The sequence below is a fragment of the Streptomyces sp. NPDC047853 genome, from assembly GCF_043204535.1.
GTDB lineage: Bacteria > Actinomycetota > Actinomycetes > Streptomycetales > Streptomycetaceae > Streptomyces.
Window position 1 is genome coordinate 468,534 of sequence record NZ_JBIDCI010000004.1, and the last position, 23,697, is coordinate 492,230.

Annotated in this window: 25 protein-coding genes; 13 read left to right on the top strand and 12 right to left on the bottom strand. The window is 73.1% G+C overall.

Annotated features, from left to right (window positions below; all coding sequences use genetic code 11):
- The first annotated feature begins 55 nt into the window (after positions 1-55).
- Positions 56-2,434 carry a SpoIIE family protein phosphatase gene (locus ACGF5T_RS11210; RefSeq protein WP_361015056.1) on the top strand — a complete coding sequence of 793 codons (2,379 nt, stop codon included), beginning with the start codon at positions 56-58 and terminating at the stop codon, positions 2,432-2,434.
- A gap of 141 nt (positions 2,435-2,575) precedes the next feature.
- On the top strand, positions 2,576-3,232 hold the full coding sequence (locus ACGF5T_RS11215) for a DUF4232 domain-containing protein (protein ID WP_356605032.1): 657 nt from the start codon (positions 2,576-2,578) through the stop codon (positions 3,230-3,232).
- Between the two features lie 26 nt (positions 3,233-3,258).
- On the opposite strand, the gene ACGF5T_RS11220 is transcribed toward ACGF5T_RS11215, so the two are convergent.
- The 3 genes from ACGF5T_RS11220 to ACGF5T_RS11230 all read right to left on the bottom strand — a co-directional run bounded on the left by ACGF5T_RS11220 (position 3,259) and on the right by ACGF5T_RS11230 (position 5,292).
- The gene (locus ACGF5T_RS11220) at positions 3,259-4,227 is read right to left on the bottom strand and encodes an aldo/keto reductase (RefSeq protein WP_366767155.1); all 969 of its coding nucleotides are present in this window, start codon (positions 4,225-4,227) and stop codon (positions 3,259-3,261) included.
- A 78-nt stretch (positions 4,228-4,305) separates the two neighbouring features.
- Positions 4,306-4,848 (bottom strand): flavoprotein, encoded by a 543-nt coding sequence (locus ACGF5T_RS11225; RefSeq protein WP_356605036.1) that lies wholly within the window; start codon positions 4,846-4,848, stop codon positions 4,306-4,308.
- Positions 4,849-4,857: 9 nt separating this feature from the next.
- Positions 4,858-5,292, bottom strand: coding sequence for a nuclear transport factor 2 family protein (locus ACGF5T_RS11230; RefSeq protein ID WP_366767156.1), 435 nt, complete (start codon positions 5,290-5,292; stop codon positions 4,858-4,860).
- 136 nt (positions 5,293-5,428) lie between these two features.
- Here ACGF5T_RS11230 and ACGF5T_RS11235 point away from each other — a divergent pair, with 136 nt between their 5' ends.
- The gene (locus tag ACGF5T_RS11235; RefSeq protein ID WP_366767157.1) at positions 5,429-6,019 is read left to right on the top strand and encodes a TetR/AcrR family transcriptional regulator; all 591 of its coding nucleotides are present in this window, start codon (positions 5,429-5,431) and stop codon (positions 6,017-6,019) included.
- Here the strand turns inward: ACGF5T_RS11235 and ACGF5T_RS11240 are convergent.
- Complete coding sequence (locus ACGF5T_RS11240; protein WP_356605042.1) at positions 6,016-6,456, bottom strand: nuclear transport factor 2 family protein; 441 nt, start codon at positions 6,454-6,456, stop codon at positions 6,016-6,018. The two genes, ACGF5T_RS11235 and ACGF5T_RS11240, sit on opposite strands and share 4 nt — an antisense overlap.
- A 196-nt stretch (positions 6,457-6,652) precedes the next feature.
- On the opposite strand from ACGF5T_RS11240, the gene ACGF5T_RS11245 reads away from it, so the two are divergent.
- Complete coding sequence (locus ACGF5T_RS11245; protein ID WP_356605044.1) at positions 6,653-7,102, top strand: nitroreductase family deazaflavin-dependent oxidoreductase; 450 nt, start codon at positions 6,653-6,655, stop codon at positions 7,100-7,102.
- Positions 7,103-7,166: 64 nt separating this feature from the next.
- On the opposite strand, the gene ACGF5T_RS11250 is transcribed toward ACGF5T_RS11245, so the two are convergent.
- The gene (locus ACGF5T_RS11250; RefSeq protein WP_392887611.1) at positions 7,167-8,084 is read right to left on the bottom strand and encodes a cation diffusion facilitator family transporter; all 918 of its coding nucleotides are present in this window, start codon (positions 8,082-8,084) and stop codon (positions 7,167-7,169) included.
- Between the two features lie 275 nt (positions 8,085-8,359).
- Between ACGF5T_RS11250 and ACGF5T_RS11255 the strand changes: the two genes are divergently transcribed.
- Together ACGF5T_RS11255 and ACGF5T_RS11260 are read left to right on the top strand one after the other, a co-directional pair.
- On the top strand, positions 8,360-9,385 hold the full coding sequence (locus ACGF5T_RS11255) for a glutathione S-transferase C-terminal domain-containing protein (protein WP_356605048.1): 1,026 nt from the start codon (positions 8,360-8,362) through the stop codon (positions 9,383-9,385).
- Positions 9,386-9,433: 48 nt separating this feature from the next.
- Positions 9,434-9,736, top strand: a complete 303-nt coding sequence (locus tag ACGF5T_RS11260) for a DUF4235 domain-containing protein (protein WP_053140797.1) — start codon at positions 9,434-9,436, stop codon at positions 9,734-9,736.
- Positions 9,737-9,784: 48 nt separating this feature from the next.
- Here ACGF5T_RS11260 and ACGF5T_RS11265 read toward each other — a convergent pair whose 3' ends face one another.
- Positions 9,785-10,180: a VOC family protein gene (locus ACGF5T_RS11265; protein WP_356605051.1), complete on the bottom strand. Its 396-nt coding sequence runs from the start codon at positions 10,178-10,180 to the stop codon at positions 9,785-9,787.
- A 433-nt stretch (positions 10,181-10,613) separates the two neighbouring features.
- On the opposite strand from ACGF5T_RS11265, the gene ACGF5T_RS11270 reads away from it, so the two are divergent.
- On the top strand, positions 10,614-11,645 hold the full coding sequence (locus ACGF5T_RS11270) for a 7-epi-alpha-eudesmol synthase (RefSeq protein ID WP_366767159.1): 1,032 nt from the start codon (positions 10,614-10,616) through the stop codon (positions 11,643-11,645).
- A gap of 60 nt (positions 11,646-11,705) precedes the next feature.
- On the opposite strand, the gene ACGF5T_RS11275 is transcribed toward ACGF5T_RS11270, so the two are convergent.
- From ACGF5T_RS11275 to ACGF5T_RS11295, 5 genes are read right to left on the bottom strand one after another with little or no spacing between them, the layout of a single operon-like run.
- On the bottom strand, positions 11,706-12,953 hold the full coding sequence (locus ACGF5T_RS11275) for a cytochrome P450 (RefSeq protein ID WP_366767160.1): 1,248 nt from the start codon (positions 12,951-12,953) through the stop codon (positions 11,706-11,708).
- Positions 12,950-13,555 (bottom strand): ATP/GTP-binding protein, encoded by a 606-nt coding sequence (locus tag ACGF5T_RS11280; RefSeq protein ID WP_356605057.1) that lies wholly within the window; start codon positions 13,553-13,555, stop codon positions 12,950-12,952. The genes ACGF5T_RS11275 and ACGF5T_RS11280 overlap by 4 nt, the downstream gene beginning before the upstream one ends.
- Positions 13,536-13,907: a DUF742 domain-containing protein gene (locus tag ACGF5T_RS11285; protein ID WP_356605059.1), complete on the bottom strand. Its 372-nt coding sequence runs from the start codon at positions 13,905-13,907 to the stop codon at positions 13,536-13,538. Before ACGF5T_RS11285 ends, ACGF5T_RS11280 begins: the two co-directional genes overlap by 20 nt.
- Entirely contained in the window at positions 13,904-14,314 is a 411-nt protein-coding gene (locus ACGF5T_RS11290) for a roadblock/LC7 domain-containing protein (protein ID WP_356605061.1), read from the bottom strand. The genes ACGF5T_RS11285 and ACGF5T_RS11290 overlap by 4 nt, the downstream gene beginning before the upstream one ends.
- A gap of 5 nt (positions 14,315-14,319) precedes the next feature.
- Positions 14,320-16,080 (bottom strand): ATP-binding protein, encoded by a 1,761-nt coding sequence (locus ACGF5T_RS11295; RefSeq protein WP_366767161.1) that lies wholly within the window; start codon positions 16,078-16,080, stop codon positions 14,320-14,322.
- A 245-nt stretch (positions 16,081-16,325) separates the two neighbouring features.
- On the opposite strand from ACGF5T_RS11295, the gene ACGF5T_RS11300 reads away from it, so the two are divergent.
- The gene (locus ACGF5T_RS11300) at positions 16,326-17,276 is read left to right on the top strand and encodes an NADP-dependent oxidoreductase (RefSeq protein ID WP_366767162.1); all 951 of its coding nucleotides are present in this window, start codon (positions 16,326-16,328) and stop codon (positions 17,274-17,276) included.
- A 125-nt stretch (positions 17,277-17,401) separates the two neighbouring features.
- Positions 17,402-17,788, top strand: a complete 387-nt coding sequence (locus ACGF5T_RS11305; RefSeq protein WP_356605067.1) for an anti-sigma factor antagonist — start codon at positions 17,402-17,404, stop codon at positions 17,786-17,788.
- Here the strand turns inward: ACGF5T_RS11305 and ACGF5T_RS11310 are convergent.
- Positions 17,754-18,707, bottom strand: a complete 954-nt coding sequence (locus ACGF5T_RS11310; protein WP_356605069.1) for a ribose-phosphate pyrophosphokinase — start codon at positions 18,705-18,707, stop codon at positions 17,754-17,756. The two genes, ACGF5T_RS11305 and ACGF5T_RS11310, sit on opposite strands and share 35 nt — an antisense overlap.
- A gap of 219 nt (positions 18,708-18,926) precedes the next feature.
- Here ACGF5T_RS11310 and otr(A) point away from each other — a divergent pair, with 219 nt between their 5' ends.
- The 4 genes from otr(A) (at position 18,927) to ACGF5T_RS11330 (ending at position 23,695) form a co-directional block, all read left to right on the top strand.
- On the top strand, positions 18,927-20,795 hold the full coding sequence (gene otr(A) / locus ACGF5T_RS11315) for a tetracycline resistance ribosomal protection protein Otr(A) (protein ID WP_366767176.1): 1,869 nt from the start codon (positions 18,927-18,929) through the stop codon (positions 20,793-20,795).
- A gap of 114 nt (positions 20,796-20,909) precedes the next feature.
- Positions 20,910-21,572 carry a DUF4230 domain-containing protein gene (locus ACGF5T_RS11320; RefSeq protein ID WP_356605071.1) on the top strand — a complete coding sequence of 221 codons (663 nt, stop codon included), beginning with the start codon at positions 20,910-20,912 and terminating at the stop codon, positions 21,570-21,572.
- Positions 21,573-21,756: 184 nt separating this feature from the next.
- Entirely contained in the window at positions 21,757-22,320 is a 564-nt protein-coding gene (locus ACGF5T_RS11325) for a VanZ family protein (RefSeq protein ID WP_356605073.1), read from the top strand.
- Positions 22,321-22,450: 130 nt separating this feature from the next.
- Entirely contained in the window at positions 22,451-23,695 is a 1,245-nt protein-coding gene (locus ACGF5T_RS11330) for an RICIN domain-containing protein (RefSeq protein WP_356605075.1), read from the top strand.
- Positions 23,696-23,697: the final 2 nt, after the last annotated feature.

Consider the following 23,697-nt stretch of genomic DNA (forward strand, 5'->3'; position numbering starts at 1 on the left):
CTGGTCTTCAGGTGACGCGCTGTTCACCGTGGGTGTGCGCAATGGAGTGGCGACGATGAGTCCGGTCAACCCGTCCGACGATGCCGCCACGGCCCGCGTCGTCGTCGACGACTCCGGCACCTTGCGGGAGTGGAACGAGGGCGCCCGCCTGCTGCTGGGCCATCCGGCCGCCGATGTCGTGGGACGCCCCGCCGCCAGGCTGCTGGCCGACGGCGCCGACGACCCCCGGCCCGGCCCCGGCGAGGAGCGCTGGAACGGCACGCTGGCCCTGCGGCACCGCGACGGGCGCACCGTCTCCGTGTGGGTGCTCGCCCACCGCAGAGCGTCGCCGGACGGCGCCCCCGGCACCTGGCTCGCGGTCTCCCCGCTGGACCGCGGCCCCGCGCGCCCGGAGGACCCGCTGGTCGCGGCGGCCCTCGCCCAGTCCCCCTGCGCCACGATGATCTTCGACGACCGGCTTCGGCTGCGCGATGTCAACGACGTCATGGCACAGCTCCTCGGTCTCCCCGCGGACCGCGTCCGCGGTCTGCGGCCCACCGACCTCGGCAGCCGGCCGCAGAACACGGAGCTCGAACGGCGCCTGCGGCAGGTGCTCGACACCGGCCGCACGGACGACATGCACACCCACCTCAAGGCCACCGGCGAGAGCCGTGCCCACGCGTGGCACGCGCGGATCGCGCCCCTCAGCGACGCCGGCGGGCGGGTGCGCGGCGCCTGCGTGAGCGCCCACGACTTCACCGAGCAGCACCTGTCCCGCGAGCGGCTGCACCTGGTCAACGAGGCCAGCGTCCGGATCGGCACGACACTGGACGTGACCCGTACGGCGCAGGAGCTGGCGGACGTGTGCGTCCCCGCGCTGGCGGACTTCGTGAGCGTCGACCTGCTGGACGCGCAGGAGCACGGCGGTGAGCCCGCCGCCGTGCCGGCGCCGCCGGTGGGCCTGCGCCGGGCCGCCCACCAGTCGGTCAACCCGGGGTGCCCGGAGGCGGTGGTCGAGCCGGGACGGCTGGACGTCTACCCGGCCGGGTCGCCCCAGGCCGAGTGTCTGCTCGCCGGCCGCGCGATCATCGCCGAGGTGCCCAGCGGCGACCTGGAGCGCTGGCGGGAGTGGGACCCGCTGCGCGTCCGGCGGGTCCATGAGTACGGCATCCACTCCACGATGTCCGTGCCGCTGCAGGCCCGCGGCACCACGCTCGGCGTCGCGGTGTTCACCCGGTTCCGGCGGCCGTACCCCTTCACGGACGACGACCGGCTGCTCGCCGAGGAGGTCACCGCCCGCGCCGCCGTCTGTATCGACAACGCCCGCCGCTACTCCCGCGAGCGGGAGTCGACGCTGACCCTGCAGCGCAGCCTGCTCCCCCGCTGGCTGCCACCCACCGCGGCGGTGGAGGCGGCCTCCCGCTATCTGCCGGCCGCGCGCTCCGGGGTCGGCGGCGACTGGTTCGACGTCATCCCGCTGTCCGGGATGCGGGTGGCGATGGTCGTCGGGGACGTCGTCGGGCACGGCATCCAGGCCTCGGCCACCATGGGCCGGCTGCGCACCGCGGTCCGTACCCTCGCCGACATCGACCTGACGCCCGAGGAACTCCTCACCCACCTCGACGACCTGGTCGTCCGGCTGTCCGAGGAGTCCGGCGACGACGGCACCGGCGAGGTCGGCGCCACCTGCCTGTACGCGGTGTACGACCCGGTGTCGCGGCGCTGCTCGCTGGCCCGGGCCGGGCATCCGGCACCGTTCCTGGTCCCGCCGGACGGCCCGCCCCGGCAGATCGACCTGCCCTCCGGCCCGCCGCTGGGCGTGGGCGGGCTGCCCTTCGAGTCCGCCGAGCTGGAGCTGCGCGAGGGCAGCGTGCTGTCGTTCTACACCGACGGGCTGGTGGAGAGCCGGGAGCGGGACGCCGACGCCGGCCAGGCGCTGCTGCGCGAGGCGCTGGCCGCCGCCACCGACTCGCTGGACACCCTGTGCGACCGGGTGCTGCACGCGCTGCTGCCGTCGGGCGGCGCCGCCGACGACGTGGCCCTGCTGCTGGCCCGTACCCGGGGGCTGCCCGCCGGGCAGGTCGCCACCTGGGACATCCCGAACGACCCGTCGCTGGTCGCCCCGGTCCGCAAGCAGGTCGTCGAGCAACTGTCCGTCTGGTCCCTGCTGGAGGCGTCGTTCACGGCCGAACTGGTGGTCAGCGAGCTGGTCACCAACGCCATCCGGTACGGCTCCCCGCCCATCCGGCTGCGGCTGATCCACGACGCGGCGACGCTGATCTGCGAGGTCTCCGACACCAGCCACACCGCGCCGCACCTGCGCCGGGCCAAGACCTGGGACGAGGGCGGCCGCGGTCTGCTGCTGGTGGCCCAGCTGACCCAGCGCTGGGGCAGCCGGCACACGACCGAGGGCAAGACGATCTGGGCGGAACTGGGGCTGCTCGGCGAGGAGTGACCTCGGGGGCGCGCGGTGGACGGGTACCGGGCGCGCCCTCGTTTCCCGGCCCGCGCGGCGGGACACTCGACGGCACAGGGCGTACGGTGCCGTCCCGCGCGGCGGGCCGTGCGCGGGACCTCACGGGAGTGCGGAGAAGCGATGGCGAACACGTCCCAGCCCCGGTGCCGGACGGCCCTGCTGGCGAGTGCGCTCGCGGTCCTCGGCGTGCTGACCGCGTGCGGGAGCGAGAGCGGTACGGCGGGCCCGGGCACCCCGCGCGCCACCGAGGCCCCGAGCACGACCGGAGCGGACTCCGGTGCGGGCAGCGCCACCGCGCCCGCCGACGGCGCCGCGCCCAGCGACACCGCCGGGTCGGCCTCAGCCTCGGCCCGCACCGACGGCCGCTGTCACACCTCCGAGCTGCGGGCCGCCGTCGGCCGCGTCGACCCGGGCGCGGGCCAGCGGAACTTCCCGATCGTGCTGACCAACACCTCCGACCGCACCTGCACGGTGTACGGCCATCCGGGCGCCGCCTTCGTGGACGCGTCCGGCGAGCAGCTCGGCCCCGACCCCGACCGTGTGCCCTCCTCCCCCGAGACGCTCACGCTACCGCCGGGGAAGAGCGCGTGGGCCGGGCTGTCCTTCTCCAGCCCGCAGATCAGCGGCGCCCGCACCGCGACCCCGGCGGCACTGCTCGTCACCCCGCCGGACGAGCGGGACCCCATCGAGGTCGCGTGGACGGCCGGTGAGGTCCCGGTGGGCGGCGCCGGGTCGTCCGTGTCCGTCACCGCCCTGGAAGCGGGGACCGGGCCCTGAGATCACGGGGCGCTCCCCCGGAGGGATCAGTGACCGGCGATCGGGTGCGGCGCGTAGGGCCGCTCCAGCTCCTCGGCCTCCTTCTCGGTCAGCGTCAGTTCGACCGCCGCGACGGCGTCCTCGAGATGCCGCGGCTTCGAGGCGCCGATGATCGGCGCGGTCACCGCGGACCGGTGCAGCAGCCAGGCCAGAGCCACCTGCGCGCGCGGCACACCGCGGTCGCCGGCGATGCGGGTGACGGCGTCGACCACGGCGCGGTCGCCCTCCTGGTAGAGGGTGCTGCCGAAGGTGTCGGTGGCGCTGCGCTCGGTGGCGGTGTCCCAGTCGCGGGTGAGGCGGCCGCGGGCGAGCGGGCTCCAGGGCAGCACGCCGACGCCCTGGTCCGCGCAGAGCGGCAGCATCTCCCGCTCCTCCTCGCGGTAGAGGAGGTTGTAGTGGTTCTGCATGGACACGAACTTCGTCCAGCCGTGCCGCTCGGCGGTGTACTGCATTTTCGAGAACTGCCAGGCGTACATCGAACTGGCTCCGAGATAGCGGACCTTGCCCGCCTTCACCAGGTCGTGCAGCGCCTCCATCGTCTCCTCGACCGGCGTGTGCGGGTCGAAGCGGTGGATCTGGTAGAGGTCGACGTACCCGGTGCCCAGGCGTCGCAGACTGTGGTCGATCTCGGTCATGATCGCCTTGCGGGACAGCCCGCCGCCGTTGGGTCCGGGCCGCATCCTGCCGTGCACCTTGGTCGCGAGCACGATGTCGTCGCGGCGGGCGAAGTCGCGCAGCGCCTTGCCGACGATCTCCTCGCTGGTGCCGTCCGAGTAGACGTTGGCCGTGTCGAAGAAGGTGATGCCGGCGTCCAGCGCCTGCCGGATCAGCGGACGCGAGGCCTCCTCGTCGAGGGTCCACTCGTGCGTGCCGCGGTCGGGCACACCGTAGGTCATGCAGCCCAGGCAGATCCGCGAGACGTCCAGGCCCGTCGAGCCGAGCTTCACGTACTGCATCGTTGCCGCTCCTGTCTTCGGGATCATCGGTGACAGTCGCGAGCGTACGTCCTCGTGCGGACTCGAAGGCCGGGCGGGTCAGCGCGGTTCGAGCAGGTCCAGCGCCCGTTCCCAGGCGAAGTCCGGTCGGGTGCCGTCCGCTGCCGCCTCCCCGGCGTACGGGTCCCCGAAGCGCACGCCCATGCCGCGCAGCCGTGCCAGGCTCTCCCGGTACGCGGGGTGGGACGCCAGCGCGTCGGCGACGCACGGCAGTACGGCGACGGGGACGCCCAGTCCGCACGCTTCGCACAGGGTGGCCAGGGCCAGGGTGTCGGCCAGGCCGGCCGCCCACTTGTTGACCGTGTTGAAGGTGGCGGGCGCGACGACGACGGCGTCCGGCGCCGGGAAGGGCCGCGGATCGCCGGGGCGGCGCCAGGCGGAGCGGATGGGGCGGCCGGTCCGTGCCTCGACCTCGGCGGTGTCGAAGAAGCCGTCCATGGCGACCGGGGTCGCGAAGACGCCGACCTCCCAGCCGCGTTGCCGCGCGGCGGTGATCAACCCGGTGACGCCCGAGGCCACTCCGGCGGCGCACACGACGACGTAGAGGAAGGGTTTCGCGGCGCTCCCGGCCTGTTCGCTCACCCCGGAACCCTACTGAACGCTCCGGGGGCCGCGGATACGGCGGTCCGACTCCGCGATGGCCACGTCGTTGATGCTCGCCTCCCGCCGGGTCATGAGGCCGTGCTCGTCGAACTCCCACAGCTCGTTGCCGTAGGAGCGCCACCACTGGCCGTCGGCGTCGTGGGACTCGTAGCGGAAGCGGACGGCGATGCGGTTGCCGTCGAAGGCCCACAGCTCCTTGCGCAGCGCGTACTCGTGCTCGCGCGCCCACTTGGCGGTGAGGAACTCGACGATGGCCGGGCGACCCGTCAGGAACGTGTCGCGGTTGCGCCAGACGGAGTCCTCGGAGTACGCGAGCGCGACCCGGTGCGGATCGCGGGTGTTCCAGGCGTCCTCGGCCGCCCGCACCTTCCGGGCGGCGGTCTCGCGGGTGAACGGCGGCAGGGGCGGACGGTCGGTCGTCATGGCTGAACCTCCGGGGAGAGCGGCGGAGAACGCGCGTTCTCCGACGGCTGCTACCGTAGGAGAACGCGCGTTCTCCCGTCAAGGAAGCAGGTCGGAGCGCGCGGGAGAGACACGGCGCTTCCGGTAAGGGGTCACCATGGACGGCGAGGCCGCCCGCGAGCGGGTGCTGGACGCGGCGGAGCGGCTGTTCTACGCGCGGGGCGTCCAGGCCGTCGGCATGGACGACGTCCGCGGCGACTCCGGCGTCTCCCTCAAGCGCCTCTACGGACTGTTCCCGGCCAAGGAGCAGCTGGTGGTGGCGTATCTGGAACGGCGTGACGTCCGCTGGCGGGGACGGCTGGCGGAGCACGTCCACCGGCACCCGGAGCCCGGCACCCGGATCCTGGCCGTCTTCGACTGGCTCGGGCAGTGGTTCGCCGAGCCCGGCTTCCGCGGCTGCGCGTGGATCAACGCGTACGGCGAACTGGGGGCCACCTCGGCGCCGGTGGCGGACCGGGTGCGGGCGCACAAGGAGGCGTTCCGCGCGTTCCTCGACCGCCTGGCGACCGACGCGGGACTGCCCGCCGCGGTGGGCGGGCAGCTGTTCCTGCTGGCCGAGGGTGCCATGGTCACGGCGGGCGTCGCGGGAGGTACGGGTCCCGCCCGGGAGGCCCGCGAGGCGGCGCGCGTCCTGCTGGCCGCCGCGGGGGGGGAGGAGGGCGCGCCCTCGTCATCGGATGTCACCTAGGGGGTGAAAGCCCGGGCCACGGTGAGGCTGTCCTCGTACACGTGGTGGCGGACGATCAGGCCGTTCCGCACGGTCAGGTGCAGGGCGAAGGTGGCTCGATAGGAGCGCCCGGTGGTCGCGGCGGTCTGCCGGATCTCGCCGAGCACCACGGCGTCCTCTCCCTCGACCAGGACGCGCTCGACGCGGGTGTCCGCCCGGCCCGGCACATGGTGGGCGGCGAGCAGGCGGTAGTGGTCGGCGGCGTCCGCACGGGTGCGCCGGTGCCGGATCCAGGGGGTGGCGGCGCGGCCGTGCTCGTCCTCGGGCCAACTCAGCCGCCAGTCGGCCGACTCGTCGTACAGCTCGGCGATCCGGTCCGGGTCGCCCTGCCCGATCCTGCGCAGCAGCTCCTCGACCGTGGCGCGGGTGGTCGTCACGTCACCGGTGGCGGTGGTCATGGCCGGCGTCTCCTTCGGCTGGGTCGTCGTGCGGTCGAGGACGACTGTGCCGCACGGCCCGCCGATGGCGCGATGACGCGTGAGGTCATTGCGCCGCGGGAAGTGCACGGGGGGTAATGCGGTAAGGATGGACACGGCGCCGCCGGGTCCACCACGGTGCCGGTCAGCCGTACGACGCGATGATGGGACGGATGCCATGCCTCTTGACGGCGAGTACGAACCCAGCCCGACGCAGTGGGTGCGCGAACAGGTCGAGCTCTACGAGAGCTCCGGCGGTACCAAGGGCACGACCCTCATGGACACGGGGATGCCGGTCATCGTGCTCACCACGAGGGGTGCGCGGAGCGGCAAGATCCGCAAGACACCGCTGATGCGCGTCGAGCACGAGGGCCGGTACGCCGTGGTCGCCTCGCTGGGCGGGGCGCCCAAGCACCCGGTCTGGTACCACAACATCAAGTCCGACCCCCACGTGGAGCTGCAGGACGGCCCGGTGAAACGGGACATGACGGCCCGTGAGATCACCGGCACGGAGAAGGCCGAATGGTGGGAGCGTGCCGTCGCGGCGTACCCGCCGTACGCCGACTACCAGAAGAAGACGGACCGGGAGATCCCGGTGTTCGTCCTGGACCCGGTCGACGGGGGCTGAGCCGGCGGGCGGAAGTTCCTCCGCAGCCGTGCGCATGGTCCCGTCGATGCCGGGAACGCGTGCGTCAGGCCCCGCCGCGCTCCCCCGTCGCGGCGGGGCTTTCCGCTGCCTCCCCGGCGAGCCGGTCGGTGACGTCGAGGAAGATCTGCCGCGCCTCGGGCACGGTGCGCGCGATCGAGCCCTTGATGCGCACGGCGACCTCCTCCACCCGCTCGCTGTCCAGACCGGGCACCAGGTCGATCCGGGCGGCCACCAGGGTGGAGTCCAGCCCCGTCTTCATGGTGAACAGGGCCTCGACGCTGTCGATCTCCGGCTGCGCGCACAGCAGCGCCCGGATGCGGCCGCTGGCCTCAGGGTCGGCGGCCTCGCCGATCAGCTGGTCGCGGGCCTCGCGGCCCAGCCGGTACGCCACGTACACGAGCAGCGCGCCGATCGCGAGCGAGGCGCAGGCCTCCCACACCACCTGTCCGGTGACCATGTGCAGGGCCATTCCGGTCATCGCGAGGGTCACGCCGAGCACCGCGGTGCCGTCCTCGGCGACGACCGTGCGCAGGGCCGGGTCGCGCAGCCCGGTGGCGAGCCCGCCCTGGCCCCGCACCTGGTGGAGGGCGCGCAGCAGGGAGGCTCCCTCCGCGAGCAGGGCGACGCCGAGCACGATCAGCCCGGCCACGTAGCCGCCGAGTTCCTCCTGGGCGCCGGTGCGCAGGGCCTCGACCCCTTGGTAGAAGGAGAAGCAGCCACCCATGACGAAGATGCCGACGGCTGCCAGCAAGGACCAGAAGAACCGTTCCTTGCCGTATCCGAAGGGGTGCCGGCGGTCGGCGGGGCGGCGGCTGCGGCGCAGGGCGGCGAGCAGGAAGACCTCGTTCAGGCTGTCGGCCACCGAGTGCGCCGCCTCCGACAGCAGCGCGGGCGAGCCCGCCACGAGTCCCCCCCCCGCCTTGGCGGCGGCTATCACCAGGTTGGCCGCGAGCGCGACCAGTACCGTGACACGCGTCTTGCGGTCGGCACCGGCGTCGGCCTCGCGGGCCGTCGTCCCGTGGTCCGTCCCGTCGTCGCTCCCCCGCGCCGTCCCGTGGTCGGTCCCGTGGTCGGTCCCGTGATCCTTCTTGTCTTCCGAAGCTGTCCCAGTCACGAGGGCCCGAATGCCCTCGGCCGACCGGGCTCACACCCGCCTTGTGGGTGGCCCACCAGTGCCGACCGCCGAAAACGGGGAACGCGTCCTGGGGAGCACACGAACGACCGGAAGGCGGGGCCATGAGCGGCGACGGCGGAACGCCCGGCAACAGCGGCTACGGCAGGAAGGCGTTCAAGCGGTCCAGGAGCCACTTCGCGGACCGGATCACCGCGGACGGCCGGGACGGCTGGCCCGTGGAGCCCGGCCGCTACCGGCTGGTGGTGAGCCGTGCCTGTCCATGGGCGAGCCGCGCCCTCGTCTCACGACGCCTGCTCGGGCTGGAGGACGCCCTGTCCCTGGCCGTCGCCGACCCCCTCCAGGACGACCGCAGCTGGCGCTTCACCCTCGACCCCGACGGCCGCGACCCGGTGCTCGGCATCCGCTTCCTCAGCGAGGCCTACGACCGACGCGAGACCGGCTACCCGGGCGGGGTGAGTGTGCCGGCGGTCGTGGACGTGCCCAGCGGGCAGCTGGTCACCAACGACTACCAGCGGATCACCCTGGACCTCGCGACCGAGTGGACGTCCCTGCACCGGCCGGGGGCACCCGACCTGTACCCGGACGCCCTGCGCGACGAGATCGACGAGGTGATGGCCGACGTCTACGAGGACGTCAACAACGGCGTCTACCGGGCGGGGTTCGCCACCGGTCAGGAGGAGTACGAGACGGCGTGCGCGGGGGTCTTCCGACGACTGGAGGCGCTCACGCCCCGGCTGGAACGGCAGCGCTACCTGGTCGGTGACACGATCACGGAGGCGGACATCCGGCTGTTCACCACACTCGTGCGTTTCGACGCCGTCTACCACGGTCACTTCAAGTGCAACCGCTGGAAGCTGACGGAGAACCCGGTGCTGTGGGGGTACGTCCGCGACCTGTTCCAGACGCCCGGCTTCGGCGACACCGTCGACTTCGACCACATCAAACGCCACTACTACCAGGTGCACACCGGCATCAACCCGACCGCCGTCGTGCCCCTGGGCCCGGACCTGTCCGGCTGGCTCACGCCCCATCACCGGCAGGAGCTGGGCGGGCGACCGTTCGGTGACGGGACCCCACCGGCGCCGGTCCGCGCCGACGAAGCGGTTCCGGCACCGGGCGGGCCCTGACCGTACGACCGACCGACGACACACGCATCCGAACCCAAGGAGACCCACGTGGGCAAGAAAAAGAAGAAGACGCTCCCCCTCGCCTACAAGCCCGTCGGCTTCGTGCTGGGCTGGGCGGGCGGTGCGCTGGCCGGGATGGCCTTCCAGAAGACCTGGAAGGTGCTCCGGCACGAGGACGACGCGCCCGACGCGCTGGACCCGGACCGCGGCTGGGGGGAGATCCTGCTGGCCGCCGCGATCCAGGGCGCCATCTTCGCCGCGGTGCGCAGTGCGGTGGACCGGACCGGCGCCAAGGCCATCGAACGCTCGACGGGCGTCTGGCCGACCGACGGAAAGGGCGGCCGGGACTGACCGGACCCCCGGGCCCGGCCCCCCGTCCCCGACGGCACCCGGCAGGCGCTAGCCCTGCTTGGGTGCCGTCGGCGTGACACCACGGCGCATCGTGAAGGAGTGACCCGCGGGATCGGAGAAGCCCCGCTCCTCGTACGGGCCGGCCGCGTCCTTGGCCTCCAGCGGGCGCCCGCCGAGCCCCACGACCCCGCGTTCGGCCTCGTCGAGGTCGTCCACGACGAAGTCCAGGTGTGCCTGGAGCGAGTTCTCGGGGCGGGGCCAGCTCGGCGGGGTGGCGTTCACGTCCCGCCGGAACGCCATGCGGAAGCCGCCGGCCCCCCGGATCTCGATCCGGTTGGCGGTCGCTTCGGTCTCTTCCCCGCCCAGCAGCTCTTTGTAGAACTCGGCGAGCCGCTCGGGTTCGGCGCAGTCGAGCACCACGACGCCCGCGTTGACCAGTGCCATGTCTCCTCCGGAGGATTCGGGGCCGCGGGGCGTACGTGTCCCGCGCCCTGTACCTTGCGGATATCCCGGCCCGGCCGAATCAGTCGGGGGGCGGCCATCGCCGTCGCGCACGAGGCAGCGGCGCTCCGACTCGCCCGTGTCGCGCAGGAGTTGCGTGTGCCGAGGGCGGGGCGCGAGCCCGGGCGGGGCTCGGCGATCCGCCGCGGGTCGCGGCAGGTCGCAGGCGCGGGAGTGTACGCGGCCCCCGCGGCGTGAGCAGTAACCAAGATCACGACCGGGTGCCGCGTAGATCATTTAGGGTCGGGGCAGCCTCGTATCGCTTCTCGATTCAACTTCCGGATCGGGAAGCCCGGTTCGAGTGTGCGGACGGTCTCGCGACCGTCCGCTCGCAGGGGCGGGGGGACTCTGCGTCTCGTCTCCCGAAAGGAAACACATGTCTCAGGACGTCCGCTTCGACCTCCCCTTCGACACCCCGGTCAGCCCGCATCTCGCCCGGGCCCGCGACCGCCACCTGCGCTGGGTGCGCGAGCGGGGCCTGGTCCGCAGCCGGATCGGGTTCGAGGAGTACCGGTCCTGGGACCTGGCACAGGCCGCCGCCCGTACCTACCCCCACGCGTCGGCGGACGACATGGTCGTCCTGATGAACTGGTTCTCCCTGGCCTTCCTCTTCGACGACCAGTTCGACGCCGGCCGGCCGGACCGCGCGGAGCGCATAGCGGAGGTGGCGCGGGAGCTCATCGCCACGCCGCTGCGTCCGGCGGGCACGCCGCCCCGGGTCGAGTGCCCCATCACCGTGGCCTGGGCGGAGGTCTGGGAACATCTTTCGGATGGCATGTCCCTGACATGGATATCCCGGTTCGCGGCCTCCTGGGGCAGGTTCCTGGTGGCGCACTGCGAGGAGGTCGACCTGGCGGCCGGCGGCCGGGCCGGGTCCCTCGGACTCGACGACTACGCGGCCTTCCGACGCCGTACGGTCGGCATCCACCACAGCATCGACGCGGGCGAGCGCAGCCGCCGCTTCGAGGTGCCGGCCGCGGCGATGGCGCACCCGCTGATGGAGCGGCTGCGGGATCTGGCCGCGGACACGATCGGGTTCATGAACGACATCCACTCCTTCGAACGCGAGCGCCGGCGAGGTGACGGCCACAACCTCATCGCCGTCCTGCACCGGGAGCGGGGCTGCTCGTGGCAGGAGGCCGCCGACGAGGCGTACCGCATGACGACCGCCTGCCTGGACGAGTACGTCGCCCTGGAGAGCCGCGTGCCGCTGATGTGCGACGAGCTGGGCCTGGACGCGGACGAGCGGGCCCGGGTGGCGATGGGGGTGGAGGCCATCCAGCACTGGATCAACGGCAACTACGAGTGGGCACTGACCACCGGCCGCTACGCGGCGGCCAAGGACGGCCCGGTGGCCATGGCCGAGCTGGCCGGGCGGGGCTCGGTGGACGACCTGCTGACCGTGTGAGGGCGCGGTCCGCCCGGCCGGGGCACTCCGGCCGGGCGGGACGGGCCCCGGGGCCGGGTCCTAGACGGTGAACTCCACCGGCAGGCTGTCCAGCCGCGACTCCCAGGTGGAGGCCGTGGACGTCAGGTCGGCCGGCGGCACGGCCAGGCGCAGCCCGGGCAGCCGGTGCAGCAGGACGTCGACGGCCGTCTCGATGATGGCCTGGCCGATGTTCTGCCCCGGGCACTCGTGCGGGCCGGCGCTGAAGGCCAGGTGCGAGGCGTTGCCGTGCACCGAGACGGCGGTGTCGGGCCGGACCTCGGGATCGTGGTTGCCGGCCGCGAGGCCCAGCACGAGGAGGTCGCCCTTCTTGACCGGACAGCCGCCGAGTTCGAGGTCGGCCGTGGCGAACCGGCCCGGCAGCACCGCCAGCGGCGGGGAGTTCCACATCACCTCCTCCACGACCGCGGACAGGTTCAGCTGCCCGCTCACCAGACCGGACAGCCAGGACGTGTCCGTGAGGACGAGCTGGAGCGTCCGGGCCAGCAGGTTGCTGGTCGTGGTGTGGGCGGTGATCAGGACCAGACGCAGATGGTTGACGATCTCGTCCTCGTCGAGCCCGGAGTGGTGCTCGATGAGACCGGAGGTGAAGTCGGATCCGGGCTCCTGCCGCTTGCGCGCGGCGAGTTCGCCGAGGATGCCCATGATGCGCTCGTTGTGCGTGAGGGCGTCCGCTCCGCCCTTGATCACCTGCTTGCTGGACTCGGCGAGGTTCCGTCCCTCCCGCTCGGCGAGTCCGAAGACCCGGGTGAGCACGAGCATGGGCAGGTACTCGGCGAAGTCGGCCACCAGGTCCGCGCGGCCGGCGCCGGCGAACGCGTCGATCTGCTTGTGCGCGAAGTGCGTGACGTGCCGGCGGATGCCCCGGCCGGCCACGGCGTACAGGTTGTCGGTGACCGCCCCGCGCAGCCGGCGGTGGGGTTCGCCGTCCTGGGAGACGCAGTCGGGGCGCCAGCCCACCATCTGCATCAGCGGGGACGTCGCATCGACCCGGCCGTCGCGGAAGTCCCGCCAGATCCGCGAGTCGCGGCTGAACTGGAGGGGGTTGTCCAGCACCCGCCGGTTCTCCCGGTACCCGAGTACCAGCCAGGCGGGCACGTCGCCCTCCAGGAGCACCGGGGCGAGAGGTCCGTGCTCCTTGCGCAGGCGGGCGTAGATGTCGTGCGGGTCGGTCGCCGCCTCGGGGCCGTAGAGCCGGGTGGCGCCCTCTCCGTGGACGACGGGGCAGCCGCCGCCGGTGCGGCCGTCGGGGGTCCGGGCGTCGTTCATCGGGGCTCCAGGGCGGCTGCCGAGCGGTCCTGCAGATGCCGTATCAGCGTGACCAGGACGTCGCGGCTGGCGGTGCGGTCCCGGGCGTCGAAGGAGACGACCGGGGTGTGCGGCCCGATGTCCAGGGCGTCGCGGATCTCCTCGACCGGGTAGGGACGGGAGTCGGGGAAGACGTTGAGCGCGATGACGAAGGGCACCCGCTGCCGCTCCATCTCCTCGATCGCCCGGAAGCTGGAGGCGAGCCGCCGGGTGTCCACCAGGACGACCGCGCCGAGCGCCCCCTTGAAGAGCCCGTTCCACAGGAACCAGAACCGCTCCTGCCCCGGGGTGCCGAACAGGTAGAGCATGAGCGTGTCGTTCAGGCTGATCTTGCCGAAGTCCAGGCTGACGGTGGTCTGCGTCTTGTCCGCGACCCCGATGAGGTGGTCCACGTCGGCGCTGGCCTGGGTGAGGGTCTCCTCGGTGGTCAGCGGTTTGATGTCGCTGACGGAGCGGACCATGGTGGTCTTGCCCGTGCCGAAGCCGCCGGCGATCATCACCTTCACCGAACGGGTCTCCCCGGCCGTCGGCGACCCCGGTCGGTCAAAGCCTTTCAAGTCCACTGAGTACCTCCTCGAGGAGCGCCAGGTCGGGCCCGCGGCCGGCGCCGTGCGCCGGGATGGGATCACGGGCTTCGACGCGGCCCGCCTGGAGCAGGTCGGACAGCAGCACCGCGAGAATGTTGAACGGCAGGTGGAGGTGGGCGCCGAGCTCGGCCACCGACAGCGGTTCGCGGCAGCGCCGGAGGATCTCCTCGTGCTCGTGCTGCATGCCCGGTAAGGGGACGGCCCGGGAGACGACGAGGGTCGCCACGTCGAGGGTCGAGGCCGAACCGCCCGGCCCGCTGCGCCCTCCGGTGAGGACGTAGTAGCGCTCCAGACCGGACGGATCGGTCGGTCGGCGGGGAGCACTCATCCAGAGTGCTCCTCCTGGCGCGGAGTGGTGCCGAGGAGTTCACCCATCCTGCGGGCCATGTCGCGCATCTGATGACCCAACAGGCCCTGGTCGAGGCCCTCGCGGGCGAGCACGCCCAGATACGTCTCCAGGCCCGCGCGGACGACGAAGAGGTGTCCGCCGTCCACTTCGATCATCGCCAGCCGCAACTGCCCGGCGTGCTGGGGGAACTGCTCGGCGACCGGCTGGGCCAGCGCCTGCAGTCCGGCCACCACGGCGGCGAAGCGGTCCACGTCGTCGGGGTCTTCGGCGCCGTAGGAGGTGATGGCCTTGCCGTCGCTGGAGGCCACGAGGGCGAAGCGGATCTCCTGGATGGACTCCACAAGGTCGCGGAGCGCCCAGCTCACGTCGGTTCCCTGGTGCGTCATGGGGACTAGTCGCTCTCTTCGGTGCGGTGCCCGGTGGACGCGCCACCGGTGATCGGATCGGGGACGTCGGCGACTTCGGCGGGCGGGGCGGCGCCGGTCGCCGTGCCGGGATCGCGTCCGGCGGTGGCGAAGGCGGCGAGACCCGCGAAGGAGGCGTCCGGCGGAACGGCGGCCCAGGCGGCCGGGTCCGGGCGCACGGCGTGCGCGGCCGGCTCGGGGGCCGGGGCCGCACCGGCGGCCGGCTCCGCACGCCTGCTCCGGCGCCTGGGCAGGCCGCCGGGGGTCGTCCCGGCGGGGTCACCGCCGGCCGGGGCGGGCGCCGGTGCCGTGACGGCGGGGGACGCGGCGAGGGCCGGCGCCCCGCCGGCGTGCGGTGCGATGAGGGCCGGCCGGGTCTCCGGCGCGGCGGCACCCGCCGTGGCGGCGGCCGGCAGCGGGCTGAAGTACTTGTGCGGTACAACGACTACGACAGACGTCCCCAGCCACGGCGAATCCGCGAAGGTCACGCGAATGCCGTAGCGACGGGCGAGGGCTCCGACGACGCGGAGGCCGATGTTGGCGTCCTCCGAGATGCCGCCGAGCCCCGGGCCGGGTGCGGTACCCGCCAGGGCCTGCTCGGCCTCGCGCTTCTTCTCCTCGCTGAGACCCTTGCCGGAATCCTGGATCTCGATGCCGACGCCGTTGGGGACCTCCTTGCCGGAGACGACGACCGGCTCGGTGGGCGGCGAGTAGCGCGCGGCGTTGTCCAGCAGGTGGGCGAAGACCAGCGTGAGGTGGTCCACCAGGCCGCCGTCCACCCCCAGCTCGGGCAGGTGGCGCAGCTCGACGCGGTGGAAGTCCTTGATCCGGCCGATGCCGCCGCGCGCCACGCTCAACAGGCGCTGCGGCTCCTGCCACTGCCGGCCGGGGCGGTCGGAGCCGCCGAGCACACCGATGCTGGCGGCGAGACAGTCGGCGGGGCCGATGGCCTGGTCGAGTTCCATCAGTCCCCGGGCGACGGCCGGCAGCCGTCCGTGCTCGCCCTGCAGTTCGTGCAGACGGCCGCGGAGTTTGCTGGTCAGCACGTGGATGCGGTTGCCCACGCCGATGACGGCCTGTTCGGCGGAGGTCGAGCGGTCGAACTCCGCCTCCACGCCGATCAGCGCGGTCCTGAGGACCTTGCGCAGTCCGGCCTGCAACTCGGCGCCGACCTTGGCGCACTGCTCGACGGTGGGCAGGATGTCGTCGATCGCGTCGCCGGCGCGCAGTCTGCGCATCGACTCGGGCAGCTGCTCGTCGGCGAGCCTGGACACCGCGGCCAGCTGGTGACCGAGCTGCTCCTGCCAGGCCTCGGCCTGCTCGGCGAGGCGGGTCTCGTACGTCGCGGCCTGCTCGGCCAGCCGGTCCTCGCAGGCCCGGGCGTGTTCCGTCAGCCGCGCCTCGTGGCTCTGTGCCTGTTCGGTGAGCTGCGCGTCCAGGGCGGCACGTTCGGCGGCGAAGGTGCGTTCCAGGCCGGCCACGTGCCGCTGCCACTGCTGCGCGTGCTCGGTCTGCGCGGCGCGGTGGGTGTGCTCGGCCCGGCGCAGCTGGGCGCGGGTACGCAGCAGGAGGCGAACGCACACGGTGCCCGCGGCCGTCGCCACCACACCGGCGACGGCCGCGGTTATTCGCTCCGGGCTCATGAACGTGGCGGCCACCGTCCCGCCTCCCAGACCCAGCGGCATCAGCCACCAGCTGTACCAGGCGACAGGGGCCCGCGCCGCCGGTGGCGGAGTGGCGAGTTCCATCTGCATCCTTCGAACCAGAACGATCGAACATGGGGGGTGTGCAAGGGGGACCGCACTCATGAGCGCGCATCGCGAGCCGACCCGTCGCGGCCGTGTCAACTCGCAGCGCCGCCAGGGAGCTTATCGGTTGGGAACCCTAAAAGATCAATTCCGGGGTGCTGCGGAAGTGAGGATTCCGTCACGCTCGGGCAGCGGGCGAACGCACCGTTTCCCCGACGTGGCGCGGCGAGGCAAGCTGGGTGACCATGAGCGACGTGAACACCATGCGAGCCATCAGCCAGGACGTCCTCGGCGGTCCCGAGGTCCTGAAGGAAGTACGGGTCGACCGCCCCGAGCCCCGTCCGAACGAGGTGCTGGTCCGGGTGCGTGCCGCCGGGGTGAACCCGACCGACTGGAAGCACCGGGCGAACGGCGGCTTCCTCGGTGAGCCGCCCTTCGTGCTGGGCTGGGACGTCTCGGGGGTGGTGGAGGCGGTGGGGATCGGCGTCGCGGCGTTCCGGCCCGGCGACGAGGTCTTCGGCATGCTCTCCTACCCGTTCGGCCACGGCTCCCACGCGGAGTACGTCACCGCCCCCGCGCGCACCTTCGTGCACCTGCCGGCCGGGGTCGACCACGTCCGGGCCGGGGCGCTCCCGCTGGTCTCGCTGACGGCGTGGCAGGCCCTGGTGGAGCGGGCGGACGTGCGGCCGGGGCAGCGGGTGCTGGTCCACGCGGCGGCCGGCGGGGTGGGGCACGTGGCGGTGCAGATCGCCAAGGCGCGGGGTGCCCATGTGATCGGTACCGCCAGCGCGGCCAAGCACGAGTTCCTGCGCTCCCTCGGGGCGGACGAGACGGTGGACTACCGGGAGACGGACTTCGCCGAGGCCGTGAAGGACGTGGACGTCGTCCTGGACACGATCGGCGGTGACACGTCCCTGCGTTCGCTGCGCGTGCTGCGTCCGGGCGGGATCGTGGTGTCGATCCTGCCGGTCGGCTCGGAGGAGTTCTTCGAGGAGGCCGAGCGGCTCGGCGTGCGGGCGGCCCGGATGCTCGTGGACGCCGACCGGGCCGACCTGCGGGAGATCGCCCACCTGGTCGAGTCCGGGAAGCTGCGGGCCACCATCGCGAAGACGTTCCCGCTGGCCGCCGCGGCGGAGGCGCACGCGCTGGGCGAGACCGGCCGCACCACGGGCAAGATCGTCCTCGTGGTCGACTGATCGGCCTGCCCAGCAAATTTCAATGACATATGTCAATCGAACATGCTCAAACTCGCTCGATCGGGGTAACTTCCGGGGCGGAGTCATCAGTTGCGCCACCGGACCAGGCTGGAGGCAAGGTCGCCGTGCGGCAGGAACCCGCGTCGTCCACCCGGCATCTGCACGTGCGCCACGAACGCGGGCACACGGTGCTGGAGCTCCGGGGTGAGATCGACATCGCGTCGGCCGCGGAGGTCGCCCCGCACCTGGACCGGGAGGCGGGGCGCCCCGGCGCCCGGGTCGTGCTCGACCTCGGCGGGGTCGACTTCTTCGACTGCTCCGGCCTGCGCCTGCTGTACCGGGCCCGTCGCCAGGCGCTGGACCACGGCGGGCAGGTGCACCTCGTGTGCACCCACCCGCTGACCCTGCGCATGCTGCGGATCACCGGCCTCGCGCGGCTGCTGCCCCCGCGGGCCACCCTGGAGGAGGTGCTCGGCGTCACCCGCCCGGCGGAGGGTCGAACAGGGCACTGACCGACTCGCCGTTGTGGATGCGGCGCACGGCCTCGGCCAGCGCGGGGGCGATCGACAGGACGCGCAGCTTCTCCGTGTGGTCGTCGGTCGGCACCGGCACGGTGTTGGTGCACACGATCTCCAGCACGTCCGGCTGGTCACTGAGCCGCTTGAGGGCGCCGGACGCGAACAGCCCGTGCGTGCAGGCGAGGCGGATGGTGCGCGGTCCCGCCTCCCGCAGCCGGTCGAGGAGTTCGAGAACCGTACTGCCCTTGGCGATCTCGTCGTCGAGGACGATGACGTCGCGCCCGGCGACGTCCCCGATCACGGCGTTGATACTGACCCGGTCGTCGGCGTAGCGCTGCTTGGCGCCGGCCGCGACCTGGGCGCCCAGCATCCGGGCGAACGCGGCGGCCTCCTTGGCGTTGCCCAGGTCCGGCGAGACGACCGTGGTGCGGGACAGGTCGTACCGCCGGAAGTGCGCGGCCAGTTCACGCAGCGCGTGCAGGTGGTCGACCGGGACCGAGAAGAAGCCGTGCACCTGGGGCGAGTGCAGGGTCATGGCCAGCACCCGGCCCGCGCCCGCCGCCACCAGCAGGTCCGCCACGAGGCGTCCGCCGAGCGAGATGCGCGGCGCGTCCTTCTTGTCGGAGCGGGCGTAGGAGTAGTGCGGCATGACGACGGTGATGCGTCCGGCCGACGCCCCGCGGGCCGCGTCGCACATCAGCAGCAGCTCGACGAGGTGCTCCTGGACCGGCTTGACCAGCGGCTGCACCAGGAAGACGTCCCGCTCCCGGCAGTTGGCCCGCAGCTGCACCTCCAGGCAGTCGTTGGCGAACCGGCTCACCCGGGTGGGGCTGAGGGGTACGCCCAGGTGCGCGCAGACCTCCTCGGCCAGCTCGGGGTGGGCGCTACCGCTGAACACGGCGATGTCTCGCACGGACGCTCCTCGCGTGATCCTGTCCGGATGCTGTCCGGCCGGGAGCCTCAGCTTACGGATATTCGGTTGCCGCGGCCCCGGGGGCCGGGGCCATGATGGAGGCCGCCGTGTCCCCTCAGGTCAGGAACCCCCGCATGCGCCGACCCCTCGGAATCACCCAGTGCCCCTTCCGGCCCACGGTTCCCGAGGACTCGACACCGCATGCACGTCCCGAACACCCTGAACACCCTGAACATCGGCATCCTGGCCCACGTCGACGCCGGTAAGACCAGTCTCACCGAGCGGCTCCTCTTCGATCACGGCGCCATCGACCGGCTCGGCAGCGTCGACGCGGGCGACACCCGCACGGACGACGGCGGGATCGAGCGCCGCCGCGGCATCACCATCCGTTCCGCCGTCGCCGCCTTCACCGTCGGCGACACCCAGGTCAACCTGATCGACACGCCGGGGCACTCCGACTTCGTGGCCGAGGTGGAGCGCGCCCTGGAGGTCCTCGACGGGGCGGTACTGGTGCTGTCCGCGGTCGAGGGCGTGCAGGCGCGCACCCGGGTGCTGATGCGCACGCTGCGGCGGCTGCGGCTGCCCACCCTCGTCTTCGTCAACAAGATCGACCGGACCGGGGCGCGCACCGAGGAGCTGCTCGCCGACGTCCGGCGCCTGCTGACGCCGCACGTCGCGCCGTTGACCGAGGTCACGGACGCCGGCACCGGACACGCCCGCGTCACGCTCCGCCCGCCGGACGGGCGGACCGCCGAGGCGCTGGCCGAGGTCGACCCGGAGATCCTGGCCGCGCTGGTGGACGGCCCCGCACCGACCGCCGGGGAGCTGGCCGCCGCGCTCGCGGCCCGCACCGCCGACGGCTCCTTCCACCCGCTGCACCACGGCTCCGCCCTCGGCGGGCAGGGCGTCGCGGAGCTGGTCGGGAGCCTGGTCCGGCTGGTCCCGCCCGCCTGTCGCCCGGCGGCCGGCGCCGCGGGCCCGCGCGGCACGGTCTTCGCCGTGCGCCCCGCGCCCGACGGCGAGCGGACGGCGTACCTGCGGCTCCACGACGGTGAGGTGCGCCCGCGCCAACGGCTCACCTTCCTGCGGCGCGAGGCCGACGGCCGGACCACCGAGGTCTCCGGCCGGGTGACCCGCCTCGACGTGATCGGCCGGCCCGGGACGCTCACCGCCGGCAACATCGCGGCCCTCACCGTGCCCGGCGGCCTGCGCGTCGGCGACCGGCTCGGCGCCCGGAGCGACCGGGCCCCGCAGTTCGCGCCGCCGACGCTCCAGACCCTGGTCCGGGCCCGGCACCCGGAGCAGGCCGCGCCGCTGCGCGCCGCCCTGCTGGCCCTCTCCGACCAGGACCCGCTGCTGCACGTCCGGCCGACGGCGTCGGGCGCCACGGCGCTGCTCCTGTACGGGGAGGTCCAGATGGAGGTGCTGGCGGCGACGCTGGCGGAGGACTTCGGCATCGAGGCGGACTTCGCACCGGGCCGCGCCCGGTTCCTGGAGCGTCCGGCCGGCACCGGGGAGGCCGCGGAGGAGATGCCGTGGCTGGACCGCACCCGGTACTGGGCGACCGTGGGACTGCGCGTGGAGCCGGGCGCGCGCGGCTCGGGCGGGGTGTTCGCCCACGAGACGGAACTCGGCGCCCTCCCCCGCGCCTTCCACCAGGCCGTCGAGGAGACGGTCCACGCCACCCTGCTGACCGGTCTGACCGGGGCGCCGGTCACGGACTACCGGGTCACGCTGACCCGCTCCGGGTTCAGTTCGCCGGTCAGCACCGCCGCCGACTTCCGCGGGCTGACCCGGATCGTGCTGCGGCGGGCCCTGGAGCGGGCCGGGACCCGGCTGCACGAGCCGCTCCACGCGTTCGAGGCGGAGGTGCCCCCCGATGCGCTGGCGCCCGTGACGGCCCGGCTCGCCTCGCTGGGCGCGGAGTTCACCGGCACGACCGGCGGCGCCGACGGCTGGCTGATCACCGGTGAGCTGCCGGCCCGGCGGGTGCGGGAGGCGGAGCTGGCGCTGCCGGGCCTCACGCGCGGAGAGGCGGTGTGGTCCTCCCGGCCGTCCGGGGACCGTCCGCTGAAGCCGCCGCACTGACGTGGGCGGTCGCGCGCTCCCCCGCTCCCCCGCCGCCGCTCCGGCCTCCGCCAACTCCCCGGTCTGCCCGGGGAGATGGAGGGCATCAGGTCAGTAGGAAGGAGGGCCGTCGCCATGACGACTCCCATCAGGAAGCTCCCCGGGCGGGTGCCCGGCTGGGCGAAGGTGCTGGGCGCGCTCGTGCTGGTGCTCGTCGTGCTGTTCGCGGGACTGCGGCTGAGTGTCGTACCGGGACTCAAAGACCTGTTCGGCACCGAGACCCAGGACCGCTCGGGTCCGGCGCTGCTGGAGTCCATCCAGGACATGAGCCGCTACGAGGCCGCGTCCGGCAACTTCCAGGTCGTCGTGGACCTGGAGAAGGACACCAAGTTCCTGCCCGACGCGGTCCGCGGCAGCCGCACCCTGTACGTCGGGGCGGGCACCGTCGGCGCCTACGTCGATCTCGGGAAGGTCGGCGAGGACGACGTGACGGTCGACGACGACCGCACCTCGGCCACGCTGCGGCTGCCGCACGCCGCGCTCGGTGAGCCGGCCCTCGACCCCGACCGCTCCTACGCCGTGTCCAAGCAGCGCGGGCTCCTCGACCGCCTCGGTGATCTGTTCTCGGACAACCCCAACGGTGAACAGGCCGTGCAGAAGCTCGCGGCCCGGCACATCGGCGAGGCGGCGAAGGACAGCGAACTCAGGGCCCGCGCCGAGACCAACACCACGGCGATGCTCCGGGGCCTGCTGCGCTCCCTCGGCTTCGAGAAGGTACAGGTGACCTACGGGTCCTGAGCACCCGTCCGGCCACGGCGGCGAGGGCCCGGCGGTGACCGGAGTGTCCCGGCCGGGCGGGGGAAAACGGAGGAGGCGGACGCGGCCGGGTCCCTGGACCGGACCCCACGGCCCGACCGGCATCCTCGGCGAATCGGCGGGCAACCGGCCCACCACGCGAAGACTGTGACGACTGGAGGACCGAATGGCTCGTGCCGCCTCGGGGCCGCGTTCCCTGCTGCGCCCCCGCGCCGCCAAGACCCCGCGCCCCCGCCCCACCAAGGCGGAGGCGCCCGACCGTCGCGAACGGCGCCCGCTCCCCCTCCCGTTGCGCCTGCTGGCGACGGCGTGCGCCTTCGTCTTCATGGTGGCGTTCGCGGTGGTGCTGGCGCGACTGACGCTGAACCCCTCCCCCGCGTCGGAGGCGCTGACGCACACCAACATGCACCCCGGCAGGTCGCTGAGGGCCTATCTGGACCAGCCCGCGCTGCGCGACGCCGTCAAGCAGATCGGCGGCAACATCCTGCTGGGGGTCCCCTTCGGCGTGCTGGTCCCGGTCGTCGCCCCGCGTACCCGCGGGCTGCTGCGGGTGCTGCTGCTGACGGCGATCGTGATGCTGCTGGTCGAGTTCGCGCAGGGCGCCCTCGTGACCGGTCGGGCCTTCGACATCGACGACGTGATCCTCAACAGCACGGGTGCGCTGATCGGTTACCTGCTCCTGGGCCGACGGATGAGCCGCGCGGTGCACGCGCGCAAGCCCCGCGACTGAGGGAAGGTCAACTGGTCCGTACCAAGGTATTGACCACCCCTTAGCTCACTACTTAAATCAAGAGGAGACCCCCTTACCCCCCACCTCGGTCGGCGCTCCCCTCCCGGGACGCCGTACGGAAGGGAGAGCCGTGGCACGTCCACGCCTGCTCCGCAGATGTCTCCTCGCCGCCGCCCTGTCCGCCGGGCTGGCCGCCTCCCTGGTGTCCGGCCCGGCGCAGGCCGGTCCCGAAGTCGCCGGATCCGCCGCCGCGCCCGCGGCCGTGACGTTCTCCGACACCTTCGACGGACCCGCCGGCGCGGCCGTCGACTCCTCGAAGTGGCAGATCGAGACCGGCGACAACGTCAACAACCACGAACGGCAGTACTACACCGCGGGCAACCGGAACGCGGCGCTCAACGGCCAGGGCCAGCTGGTCATCACGGCCCGCAAGGAGAACCCGGCCAACTACCAGTGCTGGTACGGCACCTGCCAGTACACCTCCGCCCGGCTCAACACCTCCGGCAAGTTCACGGCGCAGTACGGACACGTCGAGGCCCGGATGAAGGTGCCGCGCGGACAGGGCATGTGGCCCGCGTTCTGGATGCTCGGCACCCCGGTCAACTGGCCGGACTCCGGCGAGATCGACATCATGGAGAACGTCGGTTTCGAGCCCTCCACCGTGCACGGCACGCTGCACGGCCCCGGCTACTCCGGCGCCGGCGGTATCGGCGCCGGCTACACCCTGCCGGGCGGCCAGGCCTTCGCCGACGGCTTCCACACCTTCGCCGTCGACTGGGCGCCCGACTCCATCACCTGGTCGGTCGACGGCAACGTCTACCAGCGGCGCACCCCGGCCGACCTGGGCGGGAAGCAGTGGGTGTTCAACAGGCCGTACTTCCTGATCCTGAACCTGGCGGTCGGCGGCTACTGGCCCGGTGACCCGGACGCCTCGACGGTCTTCCCGCAGTCGCTGGTGGTGGACCACGTGTCGGTGACGACGAGCGACTCGGGGACGGGCGGCGCGATCCGCGGCCTGGCCGGCAAGTGTGTGGACGTCGCCGCGGCGAACTCCGCCAACGGCACCCCCGTGCAGCTCTACGACTGCAACGGCACGGCGGCCCAGCGGTGGACGGTGGGCGCCGACGGCACGGTCCGGGCGCTCGGCAAGTGCCTGGACGTCAACGGCGGCGGAACGGCGGACGGCACGGTGGTCCAGCTGTGGGACTGCAACGGCAGCGCGGCCCAGCGCTGGGTCGTCACCGGGGCCCGCGACATCGTCAACCCCCAGGCCGACAAGTGCCTCGACGTGGCGGGCAACAACTCGGCCAACGGCACCCGGTTGCAGATCTGGACCTGCACGGGCGGCGCCAACCAGAAGTGGACGGTCGGCTGAGG